Source organism: Glutamicibacter sp. BSL13, assembly GCF_052928425.1.
The window spans coordinates 1-1636 of sequence record NZ_JAVGCZ010000202.1; the positions used below are offsets into that span (position 1 = coordinate 1).

General features: G+C 70.0%; 2 protein-coding genes. Both read left to right on the top strand.

Features of this window, described 5'->3' with window-relative positions:
* Positions 1-133 precede the first annotated feature (133 nt).
* Positions 134-1150, top strand: a complete 1017-nt coding sequence (locus RCJ92_RS15815; protein ID WP_446755111.1) for a type II secretion system F family protein — start codon at positions 134-136, stop codon at positions 1148-1150.
* A gap of 162 nt (positions 1151-1312) precedes the next feature.
* Positions 1313-1507 carry a hypothetical protein gene (locus tag RCJ92_RS15820; protein ID WP_138173078.1) on the top strand — a complete coding sequence of 65 codons (195 nt, stop codon included), beginning with the start codon at positions 1313-1315 and terminating at the stop codon, positions 1505-1507.
* Positions 1508-1636: the final 129 nt, after the last annotated feature.

Here is a 1636-nt window from a genome sequence, read left to right on the forward strand (position 1 = left end):
AGCCGGCGGCGATCGCCGCGTACTCCACCCCGGCCGGGGTGGCGGTGCTCGGCTGCGGCCTGGCCGTCTCCTTCATCTGCTACCGCATCATGCTGCGTTTGGGCACGCTGCCGGTGGAGGAACGGGTGCTGATATGAGTATCTCGGTGGCGAACCTGGCCGTGCCGGGCCCCTGGGGGAGCAGCGGCGCGGGGCTGAGCATCGCGGCGGTGAACTCGCCGCTGCCCTGGGCGATCCTGCTTGGGGCGCTGCTGGGCGCCGGGCTGTGGGTGTTCGTCTGCGCGCTGCCCTACTTCCGCGCCCCCACCCTGGCCGAACGTATCGCACCCCACCTGCGGGTGGGCATGCGCTCCTCGCGCATGCTGCAGGACGCCTGGCGTTCCGAGGGCCAACGCAGCACCCTGGGCCAATTGGCCGCACCGCTGATGAACCAGATCCGCCGCCTGGCGATGCTGCACAGCCCCGGCTCGGACACGGTGCGCCGGCGGCTGGCCGCCGCGGGGCTGACAATGAGCGTTTTGGACTACCGCACCCAGGAGCTGAGCTGCGCCATCCTGGGGCTGCTCACCGGCACCACGCTGGCCGCCCTGCTCGCCTTCGGGCGGGGCACCGGTCCGGCCCTGGCGCTGATCGTGGTGCTGGGCGGCGGACTGCTGGGCTTCATGGCGCGCGGCTGGTGGCTGGGCGAACAGGTGCAGCAACGCTCGCGCAAGATCCTGACCCAATTCCCCACGGTCGCCGACATCCTGGCGCTGACCGTCGGCGCCGGGGAATCGACCACCGGGGCGCTGGAGCGGATCTCGCGGATCTGCCGCGGCGCCATTGGCGAGGAATTCACCACCACCATCCACGACATCCGCTCCGGCACGCCGATGACCCAGGCCATGGAGAACATGTCCGACCGCATCCAGATCGGGGCGATGACCCGGTTCGTCGACGCCATCGTGGTGGCCACCGAACGCGGCACGCCCTTGGCCCAGGTGCTGCGCGACCAGGCCCAGGATGTGCGCGACGCCTCGAAGCGGGAACTGATGGAACTGGCCGGAAAACGGGAGGTGGCCATGCTGGCGCCGATCGTCTTCGGCGTGCTGCCGCTGACCGTGATCTTCGCGGTCTTCCCCGGACTATCGCTATTGGAGATGAGCTATTGAACCGACGCTGCCACCTCCGCCCACGTCATCGGCCCGCCGGGCCCACCCGCCCGCCGCGCTGCCGACGACCCGCCGCACCACCTGCCAACCCACAGACCCGCTCCGACGGTAAGGAACACGAAAATGAAAACCCTCGAACACCACCTGAACACCCTGGTGCTGATGACACTTGACCTGCTGCGCCGGCTGGGCGAACGCCTCGGCCCGAAGCTGCGTGAGGAACGCGGCGACGTGCCCGGTTGGGTGATGATCACCCTCATGTCCGCGTTGCTGGTCGCGGCCCTGCTCGCCGTGGCCGGGCCGCGGCTGCAGGAACTGTTCAACCAGGCCATCGACCGGGTCTCCGGGATGGGGTAGGCGCGGCAGCCTCATGTCCACCCACCACAATCCGGCCCGGGCCCGCCCAGCGAGTTCGGCCACCTCCCAGCGCGGCTCGGCGGTGGCCGAATTCGTCATGGTCGCGACCCTGCTGATCGTGGTGGGGCT